Consider the following 23,227-nt stretch of genomic DNA (forward strand, 5'->3'; position numbering starts at 1 on the left):
GGGATGGCCTCCCTTTGCGCCGCTATTTTTCTCGGGTAATTTGACCTTGTTGTTAATCCAACAACGTGTTGTATGATAATATTGTATGGATTCGCCATACAGTCATCAACAATCAGAATTTCAATATGCGTCGGATCGTCTATTGAATCGGAAGTGGAGGCCAATCATGAACAAGCAACCGGAGATTACAGACAAAACCAGGCAGACCTTTATAAATGTGTTCTGTGATTTATATAGCCAAAAGCCAATTGAAAAAATATCGATTCAAGAGATTGCCAACAAGTCAGGGTATAACCGCAGTACATTTTATCAGTATTTTACCGATATTTATGAGCTGCTGAACGATGTTGAAGAGAGGGTTTTCAAATCCATTAAAGAGGAAATGGCAAGCAGGGAGCTGTCTACGCATACTTTCCAGGATGCGCTTCAATGCTTGGAAAGTACAGAAGAAATTTCTGTCCTCAAAGCCCTCCTGGGCGACTATGGTTCTGTTCGTTTTGTTGAACGCCTGAAAAGAGAAATTCCCTTCGAGAGATTGATTGTGAACCTTCCGACAAATGATAAATTAGCGCCATACCTGATTGAGTTTTATATATCAACATTAATGTCACTGTTTCGCCTGTGGATACGCAACGGCAAAGATTTATCGTCGGAAGAATTGGTCAAGCTGATCGATAGCCTATTCGCAAATGGGATAACGCCGCTTCGAGGTGTTGTATGAAGATTTTTATTTTGGATGACGACGACAACATCGTTCAAGCTTTATATAGAATGATCGAGCGAAGCGGCATTCCTTTGGAAAAAACGGGACTCACAAGTTCGCCGTCCGACGCGATCCGCATCGTGGAAGAAGAACGGCCGGACATTATCCTGACCGATATTCGAATGCCGGGCATGACGGGGCTCGAGTTCATCGAAGAGATGAAACGGTGCGGCATCCGCAGCAAGGTTCTCTTCATGAGCGGCTATAAAGATTTCGAATACGCAAAGGAAGCGATCCGCCTTGGAGCTCAAGACTACCTCGTGAAGCCGATCAAGGAACAACGCTTGGTCGAAGTTCTTCACGCGACGCTTGAACTGATTAACGAGGACAATCGATACAAATACGAACGTGAAACGATGCTGAAAAAAAACCATGTATCATAGTTTGACGTCGGGGTTCCAGTGGTCTTCTTCCAGCATCGTCCAGATCGACACGATTAGGGTAAATGCGGCACTCATCTATTGGGTACTGGCGATCGAGATCATGAATGAAACCGACGCTTCATCCGATCGAATCGCGCATCTTGAAGCAGGTCTCCGGCGGTGGGAGAAACAGACGTCGGCATTTAAAGATCGAGTGCTCCTGCTTCACGATGACGCGAGACGTCCGGTTCTCGTATTCTCGGACTACGAACCGGGAACGGATGCCGTTCGTTTACGCCTATGGGCGGCAATCAAAGCGGAACTCGAGTCGGCACTCGGAGCCGAGATGAATATCGGAGTGGGCGACGCCGCTACCTCCGTCGCAGCGTTGCCCCGCGCCTTCCAGGAAGCGAAGCAATCGGCGGAGAGGATGTTTTACGCGGATGCACCCGGCGTTTATGCGTTCTACCCCTATGCCGCCGCAGCCACGAACCTGGTGGATCCTTTTGAAGAAGCCAAAGTTGTTGAAGCCGTTAAGCTTGGCAAACACGGGGAAGCCGCGGACCTTATCGTTAACGCGTTTGAACGAATCAAGCGAAGCGGCGGAGACAAGACGGCGCTGCTGGCCGCATGCAATCGCTTGCTCGGGCAGCTTGATCCGGCCGAACGGGCGACGGAGACGTTCGAGACCGTTTCGCGATTAAGGGATTGGATGCTGGAACGATTGGCTTCGGTATCGATCGCTTTGAACAAAGCGCGAAAGTCGCCCGACGACCAATTGATCGACAAGATCGTCGCGTATTGCGCGAATCGAATGGGCGAAGACATTACGCTGCAGCAAGTCGCCGAATTCGCCGGGTACAATAAAGCGTATTTCTCCTCTTTCTTCAAGAAAAAAGTCGGCGAGTCTTTCTGGGATTACTTGACTGGCGTTCGTATGGCTAAAGCAAAAGAACTGCTCGAGACGACGACGCTCGCCGCCCACGAAATCGGCAAGCTTGTCGGCTACCATAACCCGAGCCATTTCGGCAAAATGTTCAAGCAGGCGGTCGGGCGCACGCCGGCGGAATATAAAAACAACATGACAGGGATCGTCCGATGAGAAACGTGCTGCGACTGCTCGTTCGCTCCTACCAAAATTTAATGCTTCGCAGCAAAATGACGATTACGTTCTCGGTCATGGCGATCTTGCTGCTCGTCGTCCAAGGCAGCGTCATCTATGCGATTTCGGTCGGCGTGCTCCGCAACGAAATGAAAAGCGGCGCCGAACAAACGATCGAACAGACAAGCTTAAACATTAATTCCTACTTCGAAGAGATCAAGACGATTATTCAATTGACCGCAAACAACCGTACGTTGATCGACGCCGTCGAAAACTACGACTCGAGTTACGTGGATCAGCTGACCTACAACGAAAACCTCCAAAATATTTTAAGCCAATATACGTACATGATTCCTTACGTGGATAACATTCTCGTCGTCAAGAACGGGCGGGCCATCTACGATAAGAACAGCTCGTCGCGGGACGATTACGACTTCAATGCGCAACCTTGGTTTGCAAGCAGCCTGGGTCCCGTCGTTCGCGCTGCATTCACAGGTCCGCATCCGAACGATTATTATTACGACGGCGACACGAACGAAGTGATCTCCGTCATTATTCCCGTGCGCGACCCGCTCAAGATGAAGGCAAACGCGGGGGCAATCGTCATCGATATCGATATCCGGAAGATTACGAGTCTGTTCGGCCAAATCGGGCTGCGAAACTCGCAGCGGATAGCCATCGTGGACGCGGCAGGGAAGATCGTCGCCGACCGCGAGGAGAGCGAAAGCGGGGGCGCTTACGACGCAGGTTTATGGAAGCGAATGAAGAGCAGCGACAACGGAACGTTCACCTATAAGGAGGGCAATTCGATGACACTGGTCGTTTTTTCGACTTCCCCGATTACGGGATGGAAGACGGTCATCGAGACGAAGATGACGAAGATCAGTCAAGTCGCAGGCGATGTGCGTTTTACTGCACTGTTGACCATCCTCTTCGCCATATTGCTCGCAATGGGAACGTCTTTGTTTCTCTCTTCCAAAATGTCGGAAGGCATCATTAAACTAAAGAATCGAATGGACCAGCTAAGCCGCGGGAATGAACTGACTCCCGTAGAAGTGACGTTAAACGACGAGATCGGCATGCTCAGGACACCATTACAACCGAATGGTTGCTCGATTAAACCAAGCGATCAACGACAACTACATCGTTAAAATCAAGCAGAAAGAAGCCGAACTCAGCGCGCTTCAATCCAAGATAAACCCGCACTTCCTCAATAATACGCTGCAATCGCTGCACGCGATGGCTGTGCTGGACAAAACCCGCGAGATTGAAACGACGATCGAAAGCTTGGGCAGCTTGTTCGATTACGTGCTGTACGAGACCGGCGATATCGTGAAGGCGCAGGAAGAGATGAACTATCTCGAATCCTATTTGCAAATCCAGCAGAGCCGCAACAGCAAAAGATTCGAATACGCCATCGAAGCGGACGCGGAAGCGGCGAACTGCCGGATGCCGAAGCTGTTGATCCAACCGATTGTGGAGAACGCGATTCTGCACGGACTGGGCGATAGCTGGTCTGGCGGCCTTATTGAAGTACGACTGCATTATTCGGCAGGGCGGCTCGAGATCCGGGTTACCGATAATGGCAAAGGGATGACCGCGGAGCAACGTGAACACATCGACCGCCTGCTGAGAGACGAAGATACCGGCTCGAGGAGCATCGGGTTGAAAAATGTCTATGACCGACTTAGATTGATTCACGGTTCGGAAGGCTTTACCTTCGGAATCGAATCCTCGCCGGGAGAAGGAACGACGATCTTGGTCGGTTTTCCGGCAAGTACTGAATATTAGAACATGAATCTAAACAGAACGAGATTTAACGAACCGCCGCCCGGGTTTAAGATTAACTTCAAGAGAAGGCGAACAAGAAGAGCTCCTTGAGCGTCGCTCATCACATTCACTGGGGGTATTAGAAGTGAAAAACAGAAAAATCGCGCTCGCATCCGGTATCGTCGCCATGTCGCTCGCGTTGGCGGCATGTGGCAGCAACGCAAGCAACAATACAAGCAATGGCCATCAGTCGTCCTCGACCGATTCTTCGACGAATGCTTCTGAAAGCGCTAGCAATACGCCGAAAGAAAAAGTGCCGGTCACGATGGTCGTCCAATATAATCCGAATTTGTTCTCGGATCTCGAAACTTCCTTCGAGAAGGCGAATCCCGATATCGACCTGCAGCTCGTATTCATGGACAACGCGCAAGCGAACAAAGTGCTGAATGCGCAATTCGCGGCCGGCGAAGGTCCGGACATCGCGCCGATGAACCTTGACTTCTTCAAGCTTGGTTACGCGCTTGAGCTGAACGATCAGCCGTTCATCGATCGCCTCAGCGATGGCGCGAAGCTCGCAACGACGCAAGCGGACGGCTCGATCTTCTCCGTTCCGTTCGAGACATGGTTCCAAGGCATCATGTACAACAAGAAGATATTCGCGGACAACGGCATTGAGATTCCGAAAACATGGGACCAATTCATTGCGATTAGCGAGAAGTTGAAGGCGGCAGGAATTAAGCCTCTGGGCGTAGGCGACAAAGACGGCGACGTCATTGGCAAGATGGCGCTTGGCGTCGTGCTCTCTACCGGCGCGATCATCGAGCCGGACATCGAATCGGCGAAGACGACGTACTCGGCGAGCTGGAAGACCGGCTTAGACAAGTTCTACGAAGTCGTGAGCAAAGGAATCATCGGCACGGACGCGTTCGGCATGTCGGTGGACGACATGGTTAATGAGTTCTTGACGGGCAAGAGCGCGATGATCAGCATGGGCAGCTGGCAAGTGGCCGACATGCATAAGAAAGCGCCTGACCTCGATTTCGATATCTTCCCTTATCCTTCCGTAGCGGAAGGACAAGACAACTGGGCAGTTGGCGGCGTTGCAGGCGGCGGAGGCGTCAATGCTCACTCCAAGCATATCGACGAAGCGCTTCGCGTATTGGATTACATTGCGAGTCCCGAAGGCGATGCGCAATGGATCGCGGTCACGCACGGCGGACCGGTTATCAAAGGCACGCAAGGCGGCTTGGATCCGTCGTTGTCCGGCTTGCAAGACACGCTTGGAGCCGGCAGAACGTACGCACCGTGGGAGGGCTTCAAGAAAATCAACGGCGAGAATTTCGTTCGCACGTGGTTTAAGACGAGCCAAGAGATCGTGTCCGGCAAGAAAACGGTCGACGAAGGACTTCAAGCAGTCGATGACTACGTCTCGAAACAACTGGCAGCGCTGAAGTAACGTTTGCTAATCATAGCGAAACGAAGGGCAAAAGGCGGTATGCGAATACCGCTTTTTCTTTATCTCATCGCTATGCTACACATGAACAGCGAGGGCAAGGAAGGAGCGTCACGGCGTGATCAATAAACAAAAGCTGAAGGAGACGTTGCAATACGAAATGTTATTGCTTCCCGCGCTGGCCGGGTTCGTCATCTTTTTCCTGTATCCTTCGCTTCAATCGATCTACTATAGCCTCACCAATTACAGCGTCAACAAGCTCACTTATTCCTTCATCGGGTTCACCAATTACGTCGAAGTATTCAAGGACGAGCGGATACTCGCTTCGATCCGCAATACGGTGTATTTCGCCGTATTCTCGACGTTGCTCCAGAATGCGCTTGCCATTCCGCTCGCGATCGCGCTTAACGCGAAATTGAAATCCAAATTTTTGCTGCGAATGGTATTCTTCATGCCTTGGTGCTTCAGCGGACTCATCATCGGCTTTTTGTGGTCGTTCATTCTATCTTCCAGCGACGACGGTTTGTTAAACCATGTTTTGCATCAACTCGGCATTCATTTTCTTCCGCACAACTGGCTCGGCGATCCCGGGCTGGCGATGAAATCCGTTATTTTCGTCGCGGTATGGCAGACGACGGGGTGGGCAATGATTATTTACTTGGCGAACTTGCAGAGCATTCCGGCCGAATTGTACGAGTCGGTAAAAATCGACGGCGCAGGCAAACTCCAAGCATTCTGGCATATTACGTTCAAGTTTCTCGCGCCGGCGATGACCATCAACGTGCTTCTCTCGACGATCGGCGGCTTCAAGGTATACGATCAAATATTGGCCCTCACGAACGGCGGGCCGGGGTACGCGACCGAATCGATCACATTCTCGATTATGAACTACGGATTCTCGGAGAATCGATACGCTTACGCTTCCGCGTTGTCCGTCGTCATGCTCGTCATCATTCTACTGATCTCCCTGGTTCAGCTTCGTTTCTTCTCGAAGAGGGAGGATAATATCGCATGAAGAGCATTACCGTCTCTACCGGCGCTTCGCGCAAAGGCATAGTTGGCAATGTCGTGTTGGAAGTCTCGTTATGGATTTTAGCATTGGTTATCCTGATCCCGTTCTACTATTTGGTCGTCAATACGCTGAAGCCTGCCAAGGACGTCGTCGCAAGGCCGATGAGCTTCGATTGGTCGACGTTGTCGATCGATTCGTATATTAAAGCGTTCCAGGACATGCATTACGGCCACGTATTCCTGAATAATCTGATCACGACAGGCGGAGCGGTCATTCTCATCGTGCTGATCGGTTCATCGGCCGCCTATACGCTCGTGCGCAGAAACACGAAGCTCCACAAGTTCGTCTACTACTTATTCATTTCGTCGATCATCGTTCCGTTCCAGATGGCAATCGTTCCGTTGTTCAAAATCTTCGTAAAGATGAATCTGATGAACACGCTGCTTGGCGTTATTCTGGTGTTCGTGTTCACGAATATCGCGTTCGTTGTGTTCTTGTATTATAGCTTCATCCGCACGATTCCGTATGCATTGGAAGAAGCCGCTAAGATGGACGGCGCCTCCGTGTTGCGTACGTTCGTCAGCATCTGCTTTCCTTTGCTCTGGCCGGTAACCGGAACCGTCATCATCATCCAGTCGGTTGCGTTCTGGAACGACTTTTTCGTGCAAATCTTGTTTATCGTGTCGCCCAAGTACTTTACGATTACGCGCATGATTTACGCGAACGTCGGTATCTTCTCTACGGATTGGAGCGCTTTGCTGCCGATGTTCGTACTTGGCATGCTTCCGATCCTGATCTTCTACGTGTTTATGCAGAAGAGCATTATCGGCGGAATAACCGCAGGCTCGGTCAAAGGTTGACGGTATTCGATTTCTCATTCGAGGAGGAACATCCATGTCCATGAAAAAAATTCCGATCGCCGCCTTCATCGCGGTGTTCGCGTTCGTCGGCACGATTCCCGCCACAGTATCGGCGGATTCAGCAAAACCTACGGTCGGCATGTGGTACAGCACCTGGTATGCCAAGAAACCGGCCGTCAACGGCACCTGGATCACGAATTTCGGCGTTGGCAGTTCCAATCAGCTGCTCGGGGACGTGAACGGCGACGGCAAGGACGACGCCGTCGCATTCGCATCTTCCAATGGCGCATGGAGCGTCGCGCTCTCGAATGGGAATGGATTTAACGCCCCGACGTCATGGGCAACCGGCCACGGCACAGGCTCCGCGAATCAGTTTCTGGCGGACACGAACAACGATGGCAAGCTGGATGCCGTCGTTTTCGACGGCTCGACGGGCGCTTGGAAAGTCGCGCTGTCGAACGGCAACGGATTCGGCGTACCGTCGGTCTGGATCACAGGCCATGGCGTCGGTTCGGACAAGCAATTCATGGGGGACGTGAACGGCGACGGCAAGAGCGATTCCATCGTCTATTTCGGCAGCAACGGCACGTGGTACGCGGCGCTCTCTACGGGCAGCGGGTTCTCCGGATATACGCAATGGATCGCAGGCCATGGCATTGGTTCCTCGAATCAATTTCTTGGCGACGCGAACGGAGACGGCAAGCTGGACGCGATCGTCTACATCGCGAATTCAGGCAGCTGGTTCGCGGCGCCATCGACGGGTTCCGGATTTTCACCGTACTATCAATGGGCGGCGGGTCATGGCTACGGTTCCGTGAAGCAGCTCGTGTCGGATGCCAACGGCGACGGGTATGCCGATGCATTCGTCTATTTTGACTTTGACCAGAACGGCGATGGCCTAAGTGGCGATTTGTACGGTATGACCTACATGAAACGCGGCCTTAGCACGGTTCTATCTTCGGGTAACGTTGTTATGAACTCCGGGTTCGGCCTTCATTCGGACAAGCTGCTTCAAGGTAACGTGACGGGCGACGCTTATGGCTGGAAAGCGACTGTGGCCTATAGTGCGGCGACCGGTTCGTGGACGGTGCAGCCTTATCGCTACTTCAAGAAAAACCTGCACGACACATGGTCGGCTTGGAATTTGAAATACGTCCCGCTTACGCTCGGAACCTACCGGCAATACGATAGCGACGAAGTGCCTGTCGTCGACGAACATCTGGCGACAATGTCCGGCGCCGGCGTCGATTTCCTGCTTCTGGACGAGACGAATGGTTTGTACGTCGACGACGGATATATCTTCGACCGGGCAGTAACGCTTTCCAAGCGCGTGAATAACTGGAACAGCACAACGGGCAACCGCAGTCTGAAATACGCGCTTGCGATCGGCGACTTGCAATACACGCACGATCCGAGGTCGGTGGAGTATGAGGCGGGAGAAGTATGGAACCAATTCGTGAACGCGACGAACGGCGGCACGAAAAACTATTACTACTTGAACGGCAAGCCCTTGCTCGTCTTGCATGCCGGCGAGGCGGACCGCAATGCATGGCTGAACTGGAATGGAGACAAGACCAATTCGAGCAAGTTCACCATACGTTATTCCGAAGGCGGCACCCCTTCGGGGTATTACGGATGGTATACGCCCGCATCGGGCACGATCGCGAACGACGAAGTCATGGTCGTGATGCCCGGGCACAATCCGAACCAAGCGACGTATACCCCGATATCGCGGGCGAACGGGGATTACTACGCGACCAAAGCATGGGATCGCGTCATGAACAAAAGCCCGAAACCGCAAATCGTAATGGTTAATTCCTACAATGAATACGCCGAAGAAACAGCTGTCGCGGTGACGGATACGTCCCAAGCGACCGGTCTGACCGAGAAATGGTTGAATAGCAGCGGCGTGATGGATAACGCGATGTATTGGAATATGACCAAGGAATATATCAGAAGGCTCGGCAATCTCGCGTTCGGCGCGACGGTTACCGCTTCGAGTTCCGGAGAGAGCGGCGATTGGGGCAAAAGTCGGATCAACGATGGCTTGCTGAATACGATAGGCGGATCGGCGGGGTGGACCAGCAGCGCTTCGCTCACGTCCAACCATACCGAGTACGTGCAACTGGATTTAGGCACCACAAAATCGACATCCCGCATCGATCTGTATCCGCGCAACGATAGCGGCAATGTCGGTCAAGGATTCCCGGTCGACTTCTCCATACAAGTATCGACGAACGGTTCGAATTGGACGACCGTCGCTTCGCGAACGAACTTTACGTTGCCGGGCAATGCCGTTCAAGCCTTCACGTTCGCGGCGACGAACGCCCGTTACGTGAAGGTGACGGGAACGAGCCTGAGACCGAATCCGAACGACGCCAACAATTACCGGATGCAATTATCGGAAATCGAGGTTTATTAATCGAATGGGAAGGCAGGCGGAATGACCGATGACGAGACGCAAAGTATATATCACGCCTACGACCCATTGGGATCGTGAATGGGTGATGACGAAAGGGCAGTTCCAGGTCCGGTGGGTGAACCTCGTGGACCGATTGCTGGATATTCTGGACGAACATCCGGACTACCGGTTTCTGTTGGATGGGCAAACGGTCGTGCTCGAAGACTATTTGGCTATCCGGCCTGAGAGAAGAGACAAGCTGTCGGCACTGATGGAGCAAGACCGTCTCGTCGCGGGACCTTGGTATGTACTGGGCGATCAGTTTTTGGCGAACGGCGAATCGATGATTCGGAATTTGACGGTCGGCATGGAGCAAACCCGCCGAATGCGCGGTCGTCCCATGGAAGTCGGTTACGTGCCGGATTCATTCGGCAGCATTGCCAGTTTGCCGCTCATTCTGAACGGATTCGGCATTCGTTACGCGACATTCGGTCGCGGGCGTCCGCAGTGGGACGGGGACTTTAAGAATTACGAGTTTCGCTGGCAAGGCCCGGCGGGTTCCAACGTCGTTGCGGCCAACCACGGCTACAGTCATGGCATCTTCCTCAGCTACCCGGACATCTGGACGAACATCGAGAGCGAGTCTTCGCTTCGTCCCGACCCTGCGGCCGTTATGGCCGTGTTCCTGGAGGAGGCGGCGAAGCAAGAGGAGAAGGCGGCATCGTCCGTCCTGCATTTCTCCGTCGGCATCGATCATATGGAGGCGCGGAAGTCCTTGCCCGGCATCGTGACATACATGAATGAGCATCAAGACCGTTACGAGTTGGTGTACGGGACGCCGGAGGATTATCTAAAGGCGGTAGAAGACGAAGTTCCATCGCTCGTAGCCTACAGTGGGGAGATGAGAGGCTCCGAAGAGCTGCCCATGGATCTGGTCGGCACGCTGTCCTCTTACATGCGGTTAAAGCAGCATAACGACCGTTGCGAGCGAATGTTGCAGAGGGAGCTCGAGCCGCTGTGGACGATTGCCTCGATGACCGGAGCGGCAGCTTATCCCAAAGGGCAGCTCGATTATCTATGGAAGCTGCTGCTTGCGAACCACCCTCACGACTCCATCTGCGGCTGCAGCCTCGACCAAGTGCACAAGGACATGATGAACCGCTACGAAGAAATCGAGGGAACCGGCGACTATCTGATCAAAGACGGACTGCAAGCGCTGACTGCGGTGATCGATACTTCAGCAGGTGAGCCGGGCTCGGCTGCGCTCATTGTCGTGAATCCGATGGGTTCTACATCTCCGTCGCCGGTTAAGGGCCTCGTCAGGGTGCCATTTCGTTTCAAGCACGATGCATACGAAATCGTTGACGACCAAGGGCGTGTCATTCCGTCGCGCATTCGGCACGTCACAGATAAGAATAAAGATTTGGAGAGCGTCTATATGACGCCGGAGATGCTATCGAAGGTGAGCTCCAAGACCGCCACGGCGGAGCATCCTGCGGATCAAACATTCACGGTCTTGGACGTGGATTTCATCGCGAGAGACGTGCAGTCGAGCGGCTATCGGACGTATTGGATTCGTCCGGTTAACAGGGGCGCAGTTGGATCGCCTACGCTCGTTTCCGCTCGCGAAGACGGCATGGCGAACGAGATGATTGACGTCCGGTTTTTTGGACAACGGCACTTTCGATCTGACGCATAAGAAGACGGGCAAGACGTATAGCGGGTTGCATGTGTTCGCGGATCGCGAAGAAATCGGCGATTTGTATGATCACCATGAATTCGCCGTCCCGGACGAACGACGGTCCAGCGGAAGCTCAAAGGGGTGGCAGCTGCACGAGAAGTCGGAAGAGCGCGTCGTATTCAAGCACGAGATCTCATGGTCGCTGCCGGATAAAGCGGGTGATAAAGTGCGTTCCGTCTACGAGAAGGCCGTGACGATCGTAACCTACGCGACGCTTCACGCAGGTATTGATCGATTGGATCTTATGACGGAGCTGGACAATGTCTGCGAAGATCATATGCTCAGGGTTGCCTTCGAGACGGGAATCCGAGCGGATGCCGTTCATGCCTATGACCATTTCAACGTCGTTTCCCGAGCCGTCGCGAAGACAGGCGCGGAATGGCGGGACAACCCGTTTCAGGAATTCGTAGACGTATCGGACGGAGAGACGGGTTTGTGCCTATCGTCCATCGGACTTCCTGCTTACGAAGCGATTCAAGGCGCGAACGGCATCGAATTGCAGCTCACGCTCGTTCGATCCGCGGGGAAAATCGGTCCTGCCGCTGGGGCGAATTATCCAGCGCCGGGAGGTCAGAGTCCGGGCAGCCATCGTTTCGAATACGCGCTTATTCCGCACGAAGGCGATTGGCTGCAAGGCAATTGTGCGAGCCGTGCCGCCGATTACCGCAACCGGATGCTGCTCGCGGCGGACTCGCTTCATGGCGGAACGCAGCCCTCATCGTCTGCCGCGATTACATTCGTTTCCGGAGGCGACGCAGCGACGCCTGTGCTTAGCTGCTTGAAACGGTCGGAAGTCGGGGATGACTGGATCGTCAGGTTATGGAATCCAGGCAAAGGGAGCGACATTCGGCTCAATAGCGTATCTTCCGGGGCACGATTCCAAAGAACGAGACTGGACGAAAGCGCGTTTGCCGAGGAGAGTGCCGAGTCGAATATCAATTATAGGGTTACCGGCGGCGATCTGTTGACCGTACGCGTCTCCATGAAGGAGCCTCCCCGTGGTTGAATCGCCGTTAGCGCTCGACCGGCGTTAAGCTTGTTCGACTTCCTTGATTAACCCGTTTGCATCGATTTCATCAGGGTAGATCCTCGTATAGTCTAAAAAAGGCGTTCGCCAGTGAGCCGTATAAAAGCATTTCGCGCGGTTTGTCATAGTGTTTAACCACATATTGAACTTGTCCGTTCCCGATATAAGAAGGCAATGTTTCATCGGCAGCCTGGTTTTTGCTGGCTTGCCATGATTATATCATCAATCTGTTGTATACCCGTCTTCCGGTTTATAATGTTTAAGGAGCCGAGGCATCGGCTGCGAGACGATTTCGACAGCGTCCTGATAACCATAGAGAGGTTTTCGATATGACCAACCATTTCTGGCGTGATCTGCCACGCCCTTTCTTTATACTGGCGCCCATGGAAGATGTGACGGATGTCGTTTTTCGCCATGTCGTGAGCGAAGCGGCCAGACCGGATGTGTTTTTTACGGAGTTTGCGAATACGGAGAGCTATTGTCACCCGGAGGGGAACCATTCCGTGCGCGGGCGTTTGACTTTTACGGAGGATGAACAGCCCATTGTGGCTCATATCTGGGGAGACAAGCCCGAATACTTCCGTCAAATGAGCATCGGTATGGCGAAAGAGGGATTCAAAGGCATTGATATCAATATGGGTTGTCCTGTCGCGAATGTGGCGGAGAACGGGAAGGGAAGCGGCCTGATCTGCCGTCCTGAGATCGCGGCGGATCTCATCCAAGCGGCCAAAGCCGGGGGACTGCCCGTCAGCGTAAAAACGCGGCTCGGTTTCAGCGAGGTCGACGAGTGGCGCGGCTGGTTAACCCATATTCTGAAGCAAGACATCGTGAATCTGTCCATCCACCTGCGTACGAGAGCGGAAATGAGCAAAGTAGATGCGCACTGGGAACTGATTCCGGAGATTAAGAAGCTTCGCGATGAAGTGGCGCCGGATACGCTACTGACCATTAACGGGGATATCCCCGACCGTCAGACCGGCCTTAAGCTCGCCGAGCAATACGGTGTGGACGGCATTATGATCGGGCGCGGTATTTTTCATAATCCGTTTGCATTCGAGAAGGAGCCGAGGGCGCACGGCAGTGAGGAATTGCTGGATTTGCTGCGGCTGCATCTGGATCTCCATGATCAATATTCAGGACTGGAACCCCGTTCGTTCAGTTCGCTGGTCCGTTTCTTCAAAATATACGTCCGCGGATTCCGGGGAGCAAGCGAATTAAGAAATAACTTAATGAACGCAAAGTCAACAAGCGAAGTGCGCGCACTGCTTGGCGAGTTTGGAAGCAAGGTAAATGATGAGACCGAGTAACGCGGGGACTAGGAGCGGTTCAACAACACGTTATATGATGCCCCTAAAAGGTTAACCTCTTCCGTCACCAACCAGTGCAGCACGGCGTAATCATCAATCGATTAAAAGTGCAGGATTTTCCCCTCAAACATCGATTAAAAGTGCAGGATTTTCCCCTCAAACACGCTCTTCAGCGTCCCGGACCGGTCCAAGGTGCTGTAAAGGCAAAAAGTTACTCTACAGCCTCGCGAACCGGTCCAAATGGTGCTGTAAAGGAAAAAAGTTACTCTACAGCTTCGCGAACCGGTCTAAATGGTGCTGTAAAGGAAAAAAGTTACTCTACAGCCTCGCGAACCGTTCCAAATGGTGCTGTAAAGGAAAAAAGTTACTCTACAGCCTTGAGAATCGGTCCAGCAGGTACTGTGCTTCATACCCAAGCTTCGTATTTGATAGATCGATGATTTAATCATGCATGTACCAGGTGACGGATTTATTTTGATATGAAATTGATTTCCTGAATCTTTGCCCATTCTGCCGCCTCCGCAGCAAATTCCGACTACTGATCAAATATTGTCCATATAGGATTGTTTTATCGTTAGCTATAATGATGCCCAACAACCGCTCGAGCTTGCTGCTTACACGGGCGGAGTGTCACATTCGGGAGGGATGGATACGATGGGCAGAAATCGTTTTATCAAGCTTGCAGTCGCCATTGCGGTCGCTGCAGGAACGGTGCCGCTGTCTTTTTTCGGCACATGCGCAGGATACGAGCATCGACCGTCATCTTGCTTTGGATCAGGCGCTGAATTACGGCCGGGGAATATCCGAATCGGCGCTGGGCGGTCGGCTCGCATGGGGAGAGAGCTATTATCTGGATAGCTACATGACGATGTACGAGGCCACTCGCAACCCTTTCTACCTGGACAAGGTCGTGGATCATGCGGACCGGATGATCGCGAACGCGAGCGACCAAAATTCGGACGGATACTTGGGCTGGGCCGACCATCTCTATGCGCACATGCAGCTTAAAAACGAGGATCTGGCGCTGCAGGGAGCGGCAGAAGGGAGCGCCGAGGCCGTAACGAACGGTTCGTTCGAGGACGATTCCGACAGCGACGGCATTCCGGACGGGTGGCATCGGCAAGGCGCGGCGAATGGCGCTTATCGTACCGACGCAGCGGGAGCTTCGTTCGAAGGAATGGCGGCGGCGGTCCTGGAGAGCGACGGCGCAGGCGAGAACCGTCTGGTCCAGACCTTGAATTATTTTCCGAATGCGACCTATGAGGCGGAGGCCTTCATGAGCGTCGATGACGAGGCCTCGGAGCCGCTGATTGAAGTGTATAACGCAAGCACGAATAAAGTCCTTGCCTCCGTGCGGGCGCATCACGTCGGCTACGAGCGTTACTTGCTCACGTTTAAGGCGCCTGCGGCAGGCAATCTGCAGCTGCGACTCAGCTTGCAGGATTACGCGCATACAGGATACAAAGGTTATATCGACAACGTGTCAGTCAAACCGGTGCACGACATCCAAGTCGTACCCGTCGCCAACGGAGATATGGAGACGCTGGATGCCGCGGATCCGACGCTGCCGGCCAACTGGACGAGGTTTGCCGCCTCGAATGCCTCTAACGTCTATGCCAGTACCGATTCGTACAGCGGCGCTTATTCGATGGCCGTCACGACGGACAATACTTCATGGGAAGCGGCCGAACAGGTCGTTGACTATGTACCCGCTCGGAGCTATACCTTAAAATTCGTCGGGAAGGTATCCAGTTCCGCGGCTTACGGACGGGTGCAAATCTTGAACGAGACCGATAACGTCTCTCTCGGGAACACGGTGATATCCTACGCGGATTGGACAACCTCCAGTGTAACGTTCACCGCTCCTCCGGTTGCTGGGAAAGTTCTTAAGATCCGTCTATTGCAAAATATTTGGAGCGTGCCCGGATTTACGAGCTATTTCGACGATCTGGTTATGTACGAGAGCTTCCCGTCGACCGAACGGGTCGCCAATCCGAGCTTCGAGACCGTCGGCGGCACGGACGGCACGCTGCCGCTTAATTGGACGCGTACGGCTGGTTCTACCTCTGCAGAGGTATACGGGTCTTCCGGTATCAATCGCTATTATACGGGCACGCGCGGGTTAGCGCTCGCCTCGTCCGCTTCCGGGACGGTCGGCATCGAGCAATCGGTCGCTTACACGCCGGGGGGAGACCTACGTGCTGAGCTTCAGAGGAAGAACGACTCGCCCCGATGCTGCGGGAACGGTGGAGATCTATAACGAGACGGCAACGGCAAGCTTGGCCGCCGTCGCGTTTTCCGGAACGGCATGGAAGAAGCAATCGATCGTATTTACGGCCCCCGCGGCAAGCGGACAGACGCTCAAGCTGCGTGCGCTGATGCCGCCGACATCGACGGGAGAGGTCGGGTTCGTGGACGTCTTCTCATTGAAGCCGCTGGAATACACCGAGGCGGCCGGCTGGACGCGCGATGCCGGCACCTCGCTGGCCGCCGCGCATCGGTCTAACGACGCCGTGCGGTTCCCGGCGGACGATGCGGGGCTTGAGCTTGTTCATGACGGAACGTCGGACCCGATCGTATATCAGGAAATCTATAATTACGCGCCGAATGCCCGATATGGAATATCGTTTGCCGGACTGGCATCGGCCGGCGCGGCTGGAGAAGTACGAATCTACGATCGGACGGCCTCTACCGTTCTGGGGAGCTGGACCTTCAATAACTCGGATTCATTCGCTACCGCGTATGAAAGCTTCATGACGCCGGCTGCCGATCATGAGCTGCTGCTTGAGGTCGGCATCCCGTCTGGAGCTGCGGGAGATACCGTATGGCTGGATTCGTTCAAGCTGGGCCAGTATTGGGAGCAGATGGTGCAGGAGGGCATTATCCTGACGCCGATTCTACGCTTCGCCAATGCCGTTAAAGAAGATGAAGAGCTGCATGCGGCTTATTTGACGAAGGCCGAACAATATACGGAGTTCGCGGCGGACAATATGGTCCACAAGTGGGATCCGTACTGGCGGCAGCTGACCGGTACGGACGGCAGCGACAACGGAACGGGTCTCTATATCATGCCTCCCGGATTCAGTACGGAGGTGGCGCCCGGCCGCAGCTTGCCGCACAACCAGTATCTAGCCTATGCCCGCATGCTATATTTGCTCTATGACGCAACCGAAGGCGATGCCGCCTATGCCGCGGATCGCGCGCTGTATTGGAGCCGCGCCAACGACATGACGCGGGCATTCCAAGGGACGGTGGCCGCGCATCCGCTGAATGCAAGCATGAACACGGACGCCTATCTGTGGCACTATTGGGACCCGATGGGATCCTGGGACGAAGGGCACTATTTCTCCTATACGCTGGAGGATCTGTCCCACGCCGGTCTGACGATGACCGGGGCGTTGGAGGCTTATGCGCACGGCCAAGTATTCACACGGCTGGACATGGAGAGATTCTCCAGAACGTTTACGGACATTATGTGGAACCAGAGCTTAACGGAGCCCGTTTTATCCTGGCAGAATAGCCGCGCTCCATCGGTTACCGCAGATAAAGAAAGAATGCACCAGATGTCGGGCTGGACGCAGTTTATCCCTTTTAACCCGGAAGTGCGGGATATCGCGGATGCGGTGTGCGAGGTCAACGCCTGCATGCCGACCGTGGCGGCGGATCTGGCCAAGTGGAGCTCCAACAAGCTGTCCAACCCTGGCTTCGAGTCGGCCGACGCAGACGATCCGACCCTTCCCGACCGTTGGACGAGGTACTTGTCGACCTCCGCGACGGCCGGCCTGACGAATAGCGATTCGGCCATTGGCGACCGTTCGCTATCGATCGCTTCAGGTTCGACTTGGCAGATTGTGGAGCAGCGATTGGCGCAATACGAACCGAACACGCCCTATTTGATCGAATTTATGGGCAAACGGTACGGAACGACCGGCTTCAGAGCGCAAGTGTACGATTACACCGCTTCGACGATTGTCGGACAAGCGTATTTCAACGATACGGATTGGGCGCGCCACTCGTTTACCGTGACGATGCCTGAGGAAGGGCATGACGTTCGCGTGCGGCTGTACAACCTGTCCGTCTCGCCTTCCGGTCAATCGATCGCATTCGACGACGTTCATGCGAGGCCTTTGCTGGCGCTTGGTGAAGTGGCGAACGCGGGCTTTGAGACAGCGGACCGCTGGGATGCCGCCCTCCCTCGTTATTGGACCAGAGGCAGCGCGACGCCGGCGAACAATGCCGTGCTTGATTCGTCGACCCGATCGGCCGGACGGTCGTCTCTTAAGCTGGTATCCGCGGCGACCGGAGACAGCCAGCGCATGTCCTACCTGTGGCGCGGGTACGTACCGGGCGCAGCCTATGACGTCAGCTTCGACGGGAAGGTCGACGGCGCCGCAGGGGGATTGCTGCAGATCATCGACAAGACCGCGAACGCCGTATTGGTCAGTCAATCCGTGAGCGCCGCCTCCTGGACGACGATGGCCGCGACCTTCACGGCGCCGGGCGCACATGACCACGTGCTCGAGATCGTGCTGACGCATAGCGATCCGGCGCAGCCGGGGACGTTCTGGGCGGATCAAATCAGGGTAAGCGCGGGATAACCTTTTTTTGCGGAATAGATCGTATTTTACTGGCGCTAGGAAATAGAGGCCAAAGCGTGAAAAAAGACAGCCTCTCAATAATCGACAATAGGCTGCAAGTACCCGAGAACCCTATAATCCGAAAGTGTAAGGCAATCTTGCAGACGAGAGGGGCCATTGACATGAACGTGTATGAGAAAAAAAACGAAATGGATCACATGGGCGGCGGCAGCGTCATTGCTGCTTACGACGGCTTGCTCGAATGACGGCGGCACAGCAGGCGACGCGAGCGCATCGACAGCGGCAGCGTCTTCCGCGGCAAGCGGCTCAGCGGAGGCGGTTCCGTCAGGGGGAGAAGTTGTCGCTGAGCTTCTTCCTGGATGCCGGCTTATCCAGCGCGCTGCCGTCCGACGCGTCGAAGGACTTCGTCAAGCAGGCGATCGAGGAGAAATTTAATGTCGAGCTGAACGTGCAGTATATGGCAGGCGGTCAGGATCATGTGAACAAGATCAATACGCTCATCGCCGCGAACGATGCGCCGGATATGTGGAAGGACACGAGCGCCGACGGCGGCCTGAAGCTGGCCACGCAGAACGTGCTGGCGGACTTGACACCCTTCGTAACCGAGGCTTCGATGCCGAATTACTTCAAATATTGGATTACGCCTCAAGAGCTCAAATATTTCCAGGGGATCCATCCGTTCATGCGAGCTGCGGTTCCGTACGAGAAACGGGCCTACCGAGCCTACTATATACGAGAAGATTGGCTTAAAAATCTCGGGCTCGAGGTGCCGGACACGTACGAGGAATATTTACAGGTACTGCGAGCTTTCCGCAACAACGATCCCGACGGCAACGGCAAGAAGGATACGTACGGCTTCACGACGACGGGAGACAGCGGGAAGCAGCTCGGTCTGGACTGGCCGGAATACATGAAGAACGGACTGGTCTTCGCTTCGAGAGTGGAGGACAACAAGTTCGTCGATACCCAGACCGATCTGCGCATGGAAGGCGTGATCAACGATATTGTGAAGGTCAATGAAGAGGATCTGGTCGATCCCGACTGGTTCCTGAACAAGATCGGACAACAAACGGAGAAGGCGGCGCAGGGCAAAGCCGGCGTCGTGCTTGGAACGACGATGACGTTCGCGCTCGACTCCAACCCGACCAGTCTGCAGTCGATGACCAAGCAGCTGTTCCCCGAGGCGAACTGGATTGCCTTTAATCCGCTTGGCGACAAGCCGCTTCAGACGATGCTCTCGCCGGGCAATCCGTTTGTATTCTCGAAGAAGACGGCGGAGAACAATCCGGAAAAAATTAAGCGCACGGTGCAAATTCTGGACTGGCTCGCTTCGCCGGAGGGCTTCTTGCTGACGCATTACGGCGTCGAAGGCAAGCACTATACGCGGGAGGGCAATACGATCACGCTCAAGCCGGAAGCCTACCAAGCCGATATCGTCGACCAAGGGAACTTCCTGGACGTGTGGGACTTCTTTACGCCTAACAATCCGACCGTATTCGGCTTCGAAGTGATCGACCCGACGATGTCCGATCGCGATCGCCAGATTCTGGCGTCGATCGCGCAGATTCCGACGCTCCCCGGTTACGGAATGACGCTGACCGCGCCGGAAGGCTTCGACTTGGCTTCCTTCCGCAACAAGCAGAAGGAATGGCAGGTCAAGCTCGTATTCGAGGACAAATCCGGCAGCAAGTGGCCGGAATACCGCGAGAAGCTGATGACGGAATATAAAGGTCAGTTGTTGTTCGATACCTACGAAAGCCAGTTGAAGCAGGTCGGCGTCATTAAGTAAAGCGAAAGGTTCGGGAGGAGGAGCCATCCGGCTCCTTCCTTATTCTCCAAGTAAACGGGGGGGTGTGACATTGAAAACCGAAAACGGCATTGCGGCGGGAACGAGTGGCGCGAAAGGGATCAACCGCAGGCTGCAGCCGATCGGCAGGGATCTCCTCCGCAATCGCTGGCTTTACCTGATGATGGTGCCCGGGCTGCTCTACTATATGATCTATCATTACGTCCCGATGGGCGGACTTATTATCGCCTTCAAGGATTACAACATGGGCGACGGGATTTGGGGCAGCAGGTGGACGGGCTTCGACAATTTCGTCACCGTATTCTCTTCGCCGGATTTCCCGCAGCTCCTGCGAAATACGCTGCTGATCAGCGTGTACCGGATTGTTTTCAACATGGTGCCCGACTTGCTGCTCGCGCTGATGCTGAACGAGATTCGCGCGCAATGGTTCAAGCGCATCGTCCAGTCCGTCACCTACGGACCGTACTTCTTGTCCTGGGTCATCGTATACGGCCTGGTCTTCTCGTTCCTGGCGCCCGACTCCGGATTAATATCGACGGGGTGGAGGGAACTGACCGGCCAATCGATCAGCTTGCTCACGGATAAAGCGTTCTTCCGACCGCTGCTGTTGATTACGGATTTTTGGAAAAACACGGGCTTCGGCGCCATCATTTATTTGGCTGCGTTATCGTCGATCAATAAGGAACTTTACGAAGCGGCCGTTGTCGACGGCGCGGGCCGGTGGCGCCAGCTGTGGAATATTACGCTTCCCGGCGTTCGGGATGTATTTATCCTGCTGTTGATCCTGCGTGTAGGGACGATTCTGGATGCCGGCTTCGAGCAAATCTATATATTCTTGAACGCGCGTGTCACCGAAGTGGGCGACATTATCGATACATGGGTATTCCGCCGCGGACTGGAGCAGCTTGATTTTAGCGTAGCGACGGCCGTCGGATTTTTCAAATCGGTGATCGGCTTCATTCTGGTCCTCTCCGCCAATCGATTGGCGAAGAAATTCGGCGGCTCGGGAATCTGGTAGGAGGGGAACATGTGGTTGAATCGAGAAAAACCTTGTCGGACAAAGTCGTCGACTTCTTCATTTACTTCTCCTTGACGCTGTTCGGACTTGCGACGCTGTTCCCGTTATATTACGTCGCGGTCATGTCCATCACGCCCATAGCGGAGGTGCTGCGCAACGGCGGCTTCGTCCTCTGGCCGAAGCGCGTCACGTGGGAAGCCTATCGATTTATTTTCAGCAGCGACCGCATCCCGAACGCTTTAAAAATCACGGTTATCGTGACCGTCTTGGGCACGTTCTGCAATCTCGTCGTGACGACGATGCTGGCCTATCCGCTGTCCAAGAAGCACCTGCGCCTCCGCAATCCGATTCTGATCGGGATCGTCTTCACGATGCTCTTCAGCGGCGGACTCATTCCGCTGTATCTGGTCGTTAGCGCCACGGGCTTGCTGAATTCGATAGGGGCTCTGATCGTGCCGGGGCTTGTGTCAACCTTTAATATGCTGATCATGAAGACCTACTTCGAGAACCTTCCCTCCGAGGTAGAGGAAGCCGCGAAGGTGGACGGCTGCGGAGACCTGCTGACGCTGATCCGGATCGTGCTCCCCCCTGTCGCTGCCGATCATGGCAACGATGGGCTTGTTCTACGGCGTCAATCACTGGAATGCCTACTTTGCCGGCATTATGTATTTGACGGACAGAGCGCTCATGCCGATTCAGGTCGTGCTGCGCAGCATGATCGTGGCCCCGAACGTAAGCTCCGAGCTGGGCGTCAGCTCCGGCGAAATGGTCCAGCTGCCGCCGGAGTCGATCAAGATGGCGACCGTGGTCGTCGCGACGCTTCCGATCCTGATCGTCTACCCGTTCCTGCAAAAGTACTTTGTCAGAGGCATGCTGCTCGGCGCGGTAAAAGGGTAGATACGGCAGGCGGAAGGCGGTAAGGGGAGGTAAGGTCAGGTAGGATTCGGCGCAATAACAGGGGCTGTCCCGTATGGGACAGCCCCTTTGCCGTTGTATCCGTTATAGCGTCGTTCGTTCGATTAGACGGGAACCGTCAGCTCCGTGCCGTAACGGTGGGATAAATAGAGGCTGTCGACGACCGCCACGATGCTGCGGGAATACGCGAGCGAGCATTCGGGCTCCTGGCCGGTCTCGATGCACGCGAGCAGGTCCAACAGCTGCATAATGAACGGAGAGGGCTGCGGATCGGGCTCGATCGGCTCGTATGCGGAACCGCCCTTGCTGACCCACAAGCCGCGGCTCGTCTGCAGCTTGATCGATCCGCCGGTGAAGCTGAGCTCCGTCTCGTTGCGGGGCGCGCCGAGATAGCCGGATTGCATGATCGCTGCCGGCACCCCGGCTTCATTTTCGATAAAAATCAGACCGCTTCCTTCGACATCGCCTCTGTCGGCATGAAACGTCAACGAAGCGCGTACCTTCTTCACTCGGGAACCGCCCAGCCATTGAACTTTATCGATCGAATGCGAGCCGAGATTGGCGAGAATCCCGCCTCCCGCCAGCGCCTTGCGATAGAACCAGTCCGGTCTGGAAGGCGAGAAATAATTCATGTTGCGGGTGTCCTGAATCATGACCAGCTCGCCAAGAACGCCGCTGTCGATAAGCTGCTTCGCTTTGCGATTCTCGGCAATGTAATGCTGCGTATGACCGACCAGCATGACGGCGCTATTGCGCTGCGCCGCTTCGATGATCTCGTCGCATTCCTCCGTGTTCAGCGCCATCGGCTTCTCGAGCAGTACCGCGCAGCCGCATTCGGCCGCGTAAAGGGCGCATTCCTTGTGCAGAAAATGCGGAACGGCCACGATGACGATCCGCGGCGATTCATGGTCGATCATCGTGCGGTAATCCGAATACGACCGGATGCCGTATTCGGCGGCGACCTCCTGCGCGCGAGTCTCGTTCGGATCGGCGATCGCGACGGGTGTTAGCCGATCGACCTCTCGTATAGCTTGCAGATGCTGTACGGCGATGGCGCCCGCTCCGATGCATGCGATCGTGTAACTCATGAA

General features: G+C 54.6%; 18 protein-coding genes. 17 read left to right on the forward strand and 1 reads right to left on the reverse strand.

Annotated features, from left to right (window positions below; all coding sequences use genetic code 11):
• The first annotated feature begins 166 nt into the window (after nucleotides 1-166).
• The 17 genes from OMP40_RS14205 (at nucleotide 167) to OMP40_RS14285 (ending at nucleotide 22,141) form a co-directional block, all read left to right on the forward strand.
• Entirely contained in the window at nucleotides 167-721 is a 555-nt protein-coding gene (locus tag OMP40_RS14205) for a TetR/AcrR family transcriptional regulator (RefSeq protein ID WP_277532166.1), read from the forward strand.
• Nucleotides 718-1,146 carry a response regulator gene (locus OMP40_RS14210; protein WP_277532168.1) on the forward strand — a complete coding sequence of 143 codons (429 nt, stop codon included), beginning with the start codon at nucleotides 718-720 and terminating at the stop codon, nucleotides 1,144-1,146. Before OMP40_RS14205 ends, OMP40_RS14210 begins: the two co-directional genes overlap by 4 nt.
• Nucleotides 1,136-2,227: a helix-turn-helix domain-containing protein gene (locus OMP40_RS14215; protein ID WP_277532170.1), complete on the forward strand. Its 1,092-nt coding sequence runs from the start codon at nucleotides 1,136-1,138 to the stop codon at nucleotides 2,225-2,227. Before OMP40_RS14210 ends, OMP40_RS14215 begins: the two co-directional genes overlap by 11 nt.
• Nucleotides 2,224-3,378, forward strand: a complete 1,155-nt coding sequence (locus OMP40_RS14220) for a cache domain-containing protein (protein ID WP_277532171.1) — start codon at nucleotides 2,224-2,226, stop codon at nucleotides 3,376-3,378. The genes OMP40_RS14215 and OMP40_RS14220 overlap by 4 nt, the downstream gene beginning before the upstream one ends.
• Complete coding sequence (locus tag OMP40_RS14225) at nucleotides 3,332-4,018, forward strand: sensor histidine kinase (protein WP_277532173.1); 687 nt, start codon at nucleotides 3,332-3,334, stop codon at nucleotides 4,016-4,018. The genes OMP40_RS14220 and OMP40_RS14225 overlap by 47 nt, the downstream gene beginning before the upstream one ends.
• A gap of 124 nt (nucleotides 4,019-4,142) precedes the next feature.
• A complete protein-coding gene (locus OMP40_RS14230; protein ID WP_277532175.1) occupies nucleotides 4,143-5,453 on the forward strand; it encodes an ABC transporter substrate-binding protein in 1,311 nt (436 codons plus the stop codon).
• Nucleotides 5,454-5,568: 115 nt separating this feature from the next.
• Nucleotides 5,569-6,465: a carbohydrate ABC transporter permease gene (locus tag OMP40_RS14235; protein ID WP_277532177.1), complete on the forward strand. Its 897-nt coding sequence runs from the start codon at nucleotides 5,569-5,571 to the stop codon at nucleotides 6,463-6,465.
• Nucleotides 6,462-7,322 carry a carbohydrate ABC transporter permease gene (locus tag OMP40_RS14240; protein ID WP_277532178.1) on the forward strand — a complete coding sequence of 287 codons (861 nt, stop codon included), beginning with the start codon at nucleotides 6,462-6,464 and terminating at the stop codon, nucleotides 7,320-7,322. The genes OMP40_RS14235 and OMP40_RS14240 overlap by 4 nt, the downstream gene beginning before the upstream one ends.
• A gap of 34 nt (nucleotides 7,323-7,356) precedes the next feature.
• A complete protein-coding gene (locus tag OMP40_RS14245) occupies nucleotides 7,357-9,744 on the forward strand; it encodes a discoidin domain-containing protein (protein ID WP_277532179.1) in 2,388 nt (795 codons plus the stop codon).
• Between the two features lie 28 nt (nucleotides 9,745-9,772).
• A complete protein-coding gene (locus tag OMP40_RS14250) occupies nucleotides 9,773-11,422 on the forward strand; it encodes a glycoside hydrolase family 38 N-terminal domain-containing protein (RefSeq protein ID WP_277532180.1) in 1,650 nt (549 codons plus the stop codon).
• The gene (locus tag OMP40_RS14255) at nucleotides 11,391-12,470 is read left to right on the forward strand and encodes a glycoside hydrolase family 38 C-terminal domain-containing protein (RefSeq protein ID WP_277532183.1); all 1,080 of its coding nucleotides are present in this window, start codon (nucleotides 11,391-11,393) and stop codon (nucleotides 12,468-12,470) included. The genes OMP40_RS14250 and OMP40_RS14255 overlap by 32 nt, the downstream gene beginning before the upstream one ends.
• 350 nt (nucleotides 12,471-12,820) lie before the next feature.
• A complete protein-coding gene (locus OMP40_RS14260; protein ID WP_277532185.1) occupies nucleotides 12,821-13,798 on the forward strand; it encodes a tRNA dihydrouridine synthase in 978 nt (325 codons plus the stop codon).
• 679 nt (nucleotides 13,799-14,477) lie between these two features.
• On the forward strand, nucleotides 14,478-16,058 hold the full coding sequence (locus tag OMP40_RS14265; RefSeq protein WP_277532187.1) for a carbohydrate binding domain-containing protein: 1,581 nt from the start codon (nucleotides 14,478-14,480) through the stop codon (nucleotides 16,056-16,058).
• Nucleotides 15,997-18,396, forward strand: a complete 2,400-nt coding sequence (locus OMP40_RS14270) for a carbohydrate binding domain-containing protein (protein WP_277532189.1) — start codon at nucleotides 15,997-15,999, stop codon at nucleotides 18,394-18,396. Before OMP40_RS14265 ends, OMP40_RS14270 begins: the two co-directional genes overlap by 62 nt.
• Before the next feature lie 337 nt (nucleotides 18,397-18,733).
• A complete protein-coding gene (locus OMP40_RS14275) occupies nucleotides 18,734-20,185 on the forward strand; it encodes a type 2 periplasmic-binding domain-containing protein (protein WP_277532191.1) in 1,452 nt (483 codons plus the stop codon).
• Between the two features lie 70 nt (nucleotides 20,186-20,255).
• Nucleotides 20,256-21,221, forward strand: a complete 966-nt coding sequence (locus tag OMP40_RS14280; protein ID WP_277532193.1) for an ABC transporter permease — start codon at nucleotides 20,256-20,258, stop codon at nucleotides 21,219-21,221.
• An 11-nt stretch (nucleotides 21,222-21,232) separates the two neighbouring features.
• Nucleotides 21,233-22,141: a carbohydrate ABC transporter permease gene (locus tag OMP40_RS14285; protein ID WP_277532195.1), complete on the forward strand. Its 909-nt coding sequence runs from the start codon at nucleotides 21,233-21,235 to the stop codon at nucleotides 22,139-22,141.
• 99 nt (nucleotides 22,142-22,240) lie between these two features.
• Here the strand turns inward: OMP40_RS14285 and OMP40_RS14290 are convergent, their stop codons facing one another.
• Nucleotides 22,241-23,224, reverse strand: a complete 984-nt coding sequence (locus tag OMP40_RS14290) for a Gfo/Idh/MocA family protein (protein ID WP_277532196.1) — start codon at nucleotides 23,222-23,224, stop codon at nucleotides 22,241-22,243.
• Nucleotides 23,225-23,227: the final 3 nt, after the last annotated feature.

It is taken from the genome of Cohnella rhizosphaerae (assembly GCF_029525575.1).
GTDB classification, from domain to species: domain Bacteria; phylum Bacillota; class Bacilli; order Paenibacillales; family Paenibacillaceae; genus Cohnella; species Cohnella rhizosphaerae.